The sequence below is a fragment of the Paenibacillus ginsengarvi genome (genome assembly GCF_003626695.1).
Classification (GTDB): domain Bacteria; phylum Bacillota; class Bacilli; order Paenibacillales; family NBRC-103111; genus Paenibacillus_AB; species Paenibacillus_AB ginsengarvi.
The window spans coordinates 72,039-78,436 of record NZ_RBAH01000034.1 but is presented as its reverse complement, the minus strand read 5'-3'; the positions used below and the strand labels follow the sequence as shown (position 1 = coordinate 78,436).

7 protein-coding genes and 1 pseudogene are annotated in these 6,398 nt (G+C 55.7%); 3 read left to right on the top strand and 5 right to left on the bottom strand.

All coding sequences use genetic code 11. The features are described 5' to 3' along the window. From D7M11_RS37585 to phnE, 3 genes and pseudogenes are all read left to right on the top strand, one after another. Nucleotides 1-118 (top strand): annotated as a pseudogene (locus tag D7M11_RS37585) (IS30 family transposase); the annotation flags it as partial. Nucleotides 119-271: 153 nt separating this feature from the next. Beyond that, nucleotides 272-1,045 carry a phosphonate ABC transporter ATP-binding protein gene (gene phnC / locus D7M11_RS31560; RefSeq protein ID WP_120751273.1) on the top strand — a complete coding sequence of 258 codons (774 nt, stop codon included), beginning with the start codon at nt 272-274 and terminating at the stop codon, nt 1,043-1,045. Between the two features lie 35 nt (nt 1,046-1,080). After that, nucleotides 1,081-2,622 carry a phosphonate ABC transporter, permease protein PhnE gene (gene phnE, locus D7M11_RS38205; RefSeq protein WP_420818455.1) on the top strand — a complete coding sequence of 514 codons (1,542 nt, stop codon included), beginning with the start codon at nt 1,081-1,083 and terminating at the stop codon, nt 2,620-2,622. Nucleotides 2,623-2,681: 59 nt separating this feature from the next. Here phnE and D7M11_RS31550 read toward each other — a convergent pair whose 3' ends face one another. The 5 genes from D7M11_RS31550 to D7M11_RS31530 all read right to left on the bottom strand — a co-directional run bounded on the left by D7M11_RS31550 (nt 2,682) and on the right by D7M11_RS31530 (nt 6,244). Continuing rightward, nucleotides 2,682-3,437: a GTP cyclohydrolase II gene (locus D7M11_RS31550; protein ID WP_120751264.1), complete on the bottom strand. Its 756-nt coding sequence runs from the start codon at nt 3,435-3,437 to the stop codon at nt 2,682-2,684. 201 nt (nt 3,438-3,638) lie between these two features. After that, nucleotides 3,639-4,382, bottom strand: a complete 744-nt coding sequence (locus tag D7M11_RS31545) for a tetratricopeptide repeat protein (protein WP_158606945.1) — start codon at nt 4,380-4,382, stop codon at nt 3,639-3,641. A gap of 6 nt (nt 4,383-4,388) precedes the next feature. After that, entirely contained in the window at nt 4,389-4,604 is a 216-nt protein-coding gene (locus tag D7M11_RS31540) for a hypothetical protein (protein ID WP_120751262.1), read from the bottom strand. Beyond that, nucleotides 4,591-5,124 (bottom strand): RNA polymerase sigma factor, encoded by a 534-nt coding sequence (locus D7M11_RS31535; RefSeq protein WP_120751261.1) that lies wholly within the window; start codon nt 5,122-5,124, stop codon nt 4,591-4,593. The genes D7M11_RS31540 and D7M11_RS31535 overlap by 14 nt, the downstream gene beginning before the upstream one ends. Before the next feature lie 187 nt (nt 5,125-5,311). Next, the gene (locus D7M11_RS31530; RefSeq protein WP_120751260.1) at nt 5,312-6,244 is read right to left on the bottom strand and encodes a phosphate/phosphite/phosphonate ABC transporter substrate-binding protein; all 933 of its coding nucleotides are present in this window, start codon (nt 6,242-6,244) and stop codon (nt 5,312-5,314) included. Between the last annotated feature and the right edge of the window lie 154 nt (nt 6,245-6,398).

Genomic DNA, 6,398 nt, shown 5'->3' with positions numbered 1-6,398 from the left:
GGTGTCGGATGAGGAGTTGGCGACAGCTCTTCGTCTTATCAACCTTCGCCCTCGTAAATGTCTCGGCTGGAAATCAGCTCACGAAGCATTCATGGACGAATTGTCGCACTTAGCTTGACAATCCGTCATTTCAAAAAGCGGGGAATAACGCCAGCCGCATCCAGGGAAACATATAGCAATTGTAAATTTGTTTCGCGACAAAGGAATAGTCCATAAAGTGTCGAAATATAGAACTCCGGATCTAAATCAAGGATAAGGATTGATGCACAATATGATCGAATTCAGACATGTGAAAAAAGTATACGCCAATGGAACGATTGGCTTAAACGACATCAATCTGACGATAAACAAAGGGGAATTTGTCGTTATCGTCGGCCTTTCCGGCGCAGGCAAATCGACGATGCTGCGGTCGATCAACCGGCTGCACGACATAACGGACGGGGAAATTTGGATCGACGGCAAGTCGATCACGGCGGCCCGGGGCGAAAGCCTGCGCAGGATGCGCCGGGGCATCGGAATGATTTTCCAAAGCTTCAATCTGGTCAAACGTTCGACGGTGCTGCGCAACGTATTGTCCGGCCGCGTTGGCTACCATTCGACGCTGCGAACGCTGTTTGCGATGTTTCCGAAGCAGGATGTGGAGCTGGCGCTTGATGCGCTGAAGCGGGTCAACATCCTCGAGAAGGCGTATGCGCGCGCGGACCAGTTGTCCGGCGGCCAGCAGCAGCGCGTCTCGATCGCCCGTGCATTGGCGCAGGAGGCGACGATCATTTTGGCGGACGAGCCGGTGGCGTCTCTGGACCCGCTTACGACGAGACAGGTCATGGACGACTTGAGGCGGATCAATCAGGAGCTCGGCATCACGACGATCGTCAACCTTCACTTTATCGATTTGGCGCGCGAGTATGCGACGCGTATTATCGGGCTGCGCGCCGGACAAGTTGTATTCGACGGTCCGGTGGCGGAAGCGACCGATGAGGCGTTCTCGGACATTTACGGCCGCGCGATCAAGCGGGACGAGCTGTTGGGAGGCGCTGTCCATTGAAATCGCCCGGACCCGTCGCCCGTCGTCCTTCCCGGATGAAGCTCTACACCTGGCTTGTCGTCCTGATTCTGCTTTTTATCGGCAGCGCCTACCAGACAGAAGCGACGCTGACGAAGCTGTTTACGGGGGCGCCGCAGATCGGGGCGTTTTTCAAGGAAATGTTCCCGCCGGACTGGTCGTTTACCCCGAAAGTTTGGAAGCCGATGAAGGAAACGCTGCAAATGGCGATCCTCGGCACGATGCTCGGCGCGTTGTTCGCTTTCCCTACCGCGCTGCTTGCGGCTCGTAACGTTACGCGCACGCCGTGGCTGCATTATCCGGCCCGGATGATCATGAACCTGCTGCGGACGATCCCGGATTTGCTGTATGCGGCGCTTTTTGCCGTTATTGTCGGCTTCGGCGCAACTTCGGGTACGCTCGCCCTGTTCTTCTTTACATTCGGCGTGTTGTCGAAGCTTGCTTACGAATCTGTGGAAGCGATCGACCCCGGCCCGCTGGAGGCGATGACCGCCGTCGGCGCGAACAAGCTGAAATGGATTCGCTTCGGCGTGCTGCCTCAGGTGGCTCCGACGTTTCTAGCCCATTTGCTGTATACGTTCGAGGTCGCCATCCGCGCCTCGGCGATTCTCGGTTTGGTCGGGGCGGGCGGTATCGGCCTGCTGCTCAAAAACGTGCTCGATCTGTTCCGGTACGACCAGGCATTCATTATTATTTTGATGACGCTTGTTGTCGTGCTTGTTATCGATTTGGTCAGTACCCGCCTTCGTACGCTGCTGCTGAAAGGCTCGAGCAAGCCGTTGTCGCCGAGAGCCGGTCAGATCGGCTGGATTGCGGGCGTAGTCGTAACCGTGCTGCTTGTCGTCTGGGCTTTGAACGGCATCGAGTTCCAGGGCATTCAGGAAACCGCCAAGGTCATGTCCAAGGCGATGCTGAAAGGCATCATTCATCCCGATTGGAACTACGTATGGCTGCCGGAAGGCGAGGATTTGATCCGCAACCTGCTGATGACGCTGTCCATCTCGTATCTCGGCAACATCGTATCGATGATTATTTGCGTCCCGCTTGCGTTTTGGGCGGCGGCGAATATGAGTCGGTCCAGGCTCGTTTCGGGCAGCGGCAAAATTATGCTCAGCCTGATCCGGACCGTGCCGGAGGTCATCATGGCGATCATCTTCATCAAAGCGGTCGGACCCGGAGCGTATGCCGGCGTGCTGGCGCTCGGCGTCCATTCCGTCGGCATGCTGGGCAAGCTGTATTCCGAGGCAATCGAGAACATGGACATGGGGCCGACCGAGGCGCTCATCGCATGCGGCGCCAACCGCTGGCAAACGCTCGCGTTTGCGGTCATTCCGCAGGTACTGCCCGACTTCCTGTCGTACGCGCTGTTCCGCTTCGAGATCAACGTCCGTTCGGCGACGCTGCTCGGGATTATCGGGGCCGGCGGTATCGGTACGCCGCTTATTTTTGCGATTAACGGCTTTAGCTGGTCGCGGGTCGGCATTATTTTGCTCGGTATTATCGTTACCGTTTCGATTATCGACTATATTTCCGGCTACTTGCGCAAACGGATTGTGTAGGCAGCCCGGTGGCAAGTTCAACCCCCTTTCGGAATGAAAGGGGGTTTTGTTTGGCTGTGTCAATCGTTATTGCAGCAGCCCGGTTCCATATGACCGGACCGTTTGATTTTCGTCTGCAAGTAATGCTCATTATACTCGGATAAGTCGCCCCATAGCGGCAAGCGGCCGGCGATATCCATGCCCGCCCTTTTCAGCGCCTCCAGCTTTTTCGGATTGTTCGTGATGACCGTCACCGGCTTCGTCCTCAGCACCTTCAGTACGCGGATCGCATCTCCGTAGTTGCGCACGTCGTCGGGAAAGCCCAGCTTCAGATTCGCGTCGACCGTGTCGTAGCCCTTCTCTTGGAGAAGGTAGGCAAGCGCTTTGCTGAACAGCCCGATGCCCCGGCCCTCCTGATTGGCCAAGTAGAACAGCGCCCCGGTGCCGCGCTCCGCGATCGTCTTCATCGACTGCTTAAGCTGATAGCCGCAGTCGCATCGTTTGCTGCCGAAGATGTCCCCCGTATGGCAGATGGAATGGAAACGAATCCAAGCTTGGTCCGCATCGGCGAAATCGCCGTACACGAGCACACTCGACTGCTGGTACTCGGCCAGGTTGACGGAAGAGAGCTTGTCGATCACGTGGTCGAGCCGATCGGTCACTTCGCTGCAATCGAGCCAGCAGTACCACTGGAACGTGATCGTTTCGCCGTCCAGGCTGACGGGGAGCCGAATCGGGCCGACCAAATAAATCGCTCCTGCGTCCGCTTGAATGAGCCGAACTTTATGCTCCAGCAGGCCGAGAACTTCGCTGCTTAACGGCTGCGTCTCCGACATGGGCGGTACCTCCTTCGCTCGGTATAGGTATTTCGCTAGTAGGATGCCCCAAAAGTTGCTATTTCTTTATCGATAAGAAAGTTTAACTTTGCTAAAGGGTTGCTATATCTTATCGGAACGAATGTTCCGCTAATGTCAGGAGGAGACGGGACGACGTGGAATAGCGGAAAAGTAGTTCCGTTACCTTGTAGGCATCGCAATTCAGCCCCGAAGAAGCTGCTCCAGCCGAGCGATTTCCCGCTGAGGCACAGCCTCCTCGAAGCCGTACCGGGCCATAAACTCGGCGATCCGGGTCCACTCGGCAATCGCTTCCGGCAGCCGCTTCTCCCTTTCGAAGGCAAAAGCGCGGCTAAACCGCCCGTCGATGAGTTGTCCGTCGAGCTGCGCCGAGCGCTCCCAAGCTTCGAGCGCCTCTTCAAGGCGGCCGAGCCTCGCCAGCGCCTCGCCTTCATAATAACGGAGCGTGCCGATCTGCGGAAAAAGCCGGAGGCCTGCTTGAACGACCGCATGCGCCTCTCGAACTTGATCGACCTTCAAGTAGCAATGCGTCAATTGGGCGTAAGCATCCGGATGATCCGGACGTTCGGACAGACGCTGCTTATAGAAGGCGATTGACTTGCGATTCTCGTCGAGCTGCGCCCTTACCGAGATAAGCTGAGCATGAAGCTTGCCTTCGATCCAGCTATGCGTCCCTTGCAGGAGCTCGCTGCCAAGTCCTGCCTCATAATAGGCAGTTGCTTGCCGGAGCAGCCGTTTCCCTTTCAACTGCCGCAAATAGCCGAGCTTAAACAAATATTCGGGATTATCCGGCTGCGTGTTCAGGGCTTCTTCATACCGGCGAACCGCTTCTTCCCACAACGTATCGTCGTAATCCCGCTCCAGCCTCTCCGCCAGCTCGAACTTTTCGTCCCGTTCCCATCTCAGCCCGAATGGTTCCTTCGCCATTTTCATTCACGCTCCTCTAAGCTTGCTTTCAGATATGGCATGATCCCGTATTTCCGCAAAAAGCCTGCCTTCCGGAGAAGGAACACCCTCAAGCTGCTGCAAAAGCCGTTTCGCTGCTTGAGCGGCGATCCGGGCCTGAATGCTCTCCCATACATCAGGGGTTTGTCGTGTTAGCTCCTGCTTCAGGCCGAACAACAAGTACTCGGCATTACTCGCGTCCAATCGTATCGCCTCCGATCATACCGGCGAGCCGCGACAGGCTCTGCCGGTATTTCCATCTTACCGTAGCGGCCGGAATGCCCAGCTCCTTGCCGATCTCCCGATGCTTCAAACCTGCGAGTGCATGCATCACCACGATCTGTCGCTCGGTTTCGCCGAGCCGGAGCAAGGCATCCAGCAGCTCCATTCGCTGCACGATGGCCGATTCGGACGTATGCCCGTCGCGGGCGACCTGCTTGTTTTCTTCGCCCGGGCCTGCCCGCTTCATATGCCGATATGCATCGTAAGCCAAGTTGCGGGCGATGGCGACGACCCATGCCTTCGGATTGGTGCCGGGGCGATAGGAGGCGGCGCGCTCGTATACCCGGACGAACGTTTCTTGCAGCACGTCTTCGGCCGCCTGCCGATCCTTGAGAATAGCCAGGGCGAGCGAGAAAACGGCGGAGCGAAGCTGGTCGTATAGCAGGCGAAGCGGGGTTATGTCTCCGCGGGCCATTGCAACGAGAGCCTCCTCGATGCTCATGCGGCACCTCCTCTACGTATATATAACGGTTATGACCTCGATTTTGTTGGTAGAGAGGCGGCTGTGATCTTACTTCAGCTTCAAGCTCGTCGAGCGATATTTTTACACCTAAATAGTTCGCCATGTAAAAAACAGCCACCCCGAAGCACGGAGTGGCTGTTTTGTGTATATGCGCAGAGACTGGCGCTTACTTGCCGCCGAGCTGCTTGTTGGCGTCGCGCACGACGTTGAAGTTTTCGTCCTTGCCTACAACGTACCCTTTGTGCGTGTATACGTCAAAAATGATTTGTTGTCCTTGCGGATCTTTGCCGATAGCGATGAACGCGTCGGAAATTTTCTTTTTCCACTCGTCGCTCATATCCGGACGAACGGCGATCGTATCGTTCGGGATTTTATCGGTGAAGGCAAGGACCCGCGTTTTTTGCATAACATCCGGAACGTCCTTCTGCATTTGCGCGCGGATGTCCTGGAAGACGGCTACGGCATCGACTTGACCGTTCAGCAGGCCGATAATCGCTTTGTCGTGGCCCTGAAACTGTACGCCTGTTACGTCGGACATCGGATCGATTCCGTTTTTCTTCATCAGCAGAGCCGGATACGTGTATCCTGCTGCGGAAGTCGTTCCTTGCCAGCCGATCTTTTTGCCTTTCAAATCTTTAATGTCTTTGATCGGGGAATCGGCTTTAACGACGATCATCGATTTGTACGAATCGACGAGCTCGGTCGTAGGCTGGCCGGTTTTGTCGTCTACGCCCAGGCGGGTTGCCTGCAGAAGCAGGTCGGCTGCCTTTTTCGTATCATGGGCTACGACGTAGTTGGTCGGCGGGAGGAAGCCGATGTCGACTTGTTTGGAAGCCATCGCTTCGATGACCGTATTGTAATCCGTCGATACACTGACTTTAACCGGAATGCCGAGCTTGTCTCCGAGCAGCTTCTCGAGCGGCTTCGCTTTTGCTTCGAGCGTTTCGGCGTTTTGCGAAGGCACGAATTGCACCTTCAGCTCTTTCGGCACGTAACCTCCGGCGGCCGACTTATTGCCTTCTTCTTTTTTGGCGCAGCCGACCGCAAGACCTGCGGCCAGGATAACGGATATGCCGATGGCCGATACTTTTTTAAACATTTCTTGTCCTCCCTTTTATAGAACCGTACAAGTGGTAATGCAGAAACTAGCATATCACAAATTGATCTTCGTGGGTACTTGGCGCGTGTAAAGTTGTCGTAAATCGGGGACGTTTGTAATAAGGGAATCGCCCTGTTATATTGAAATGAGAATG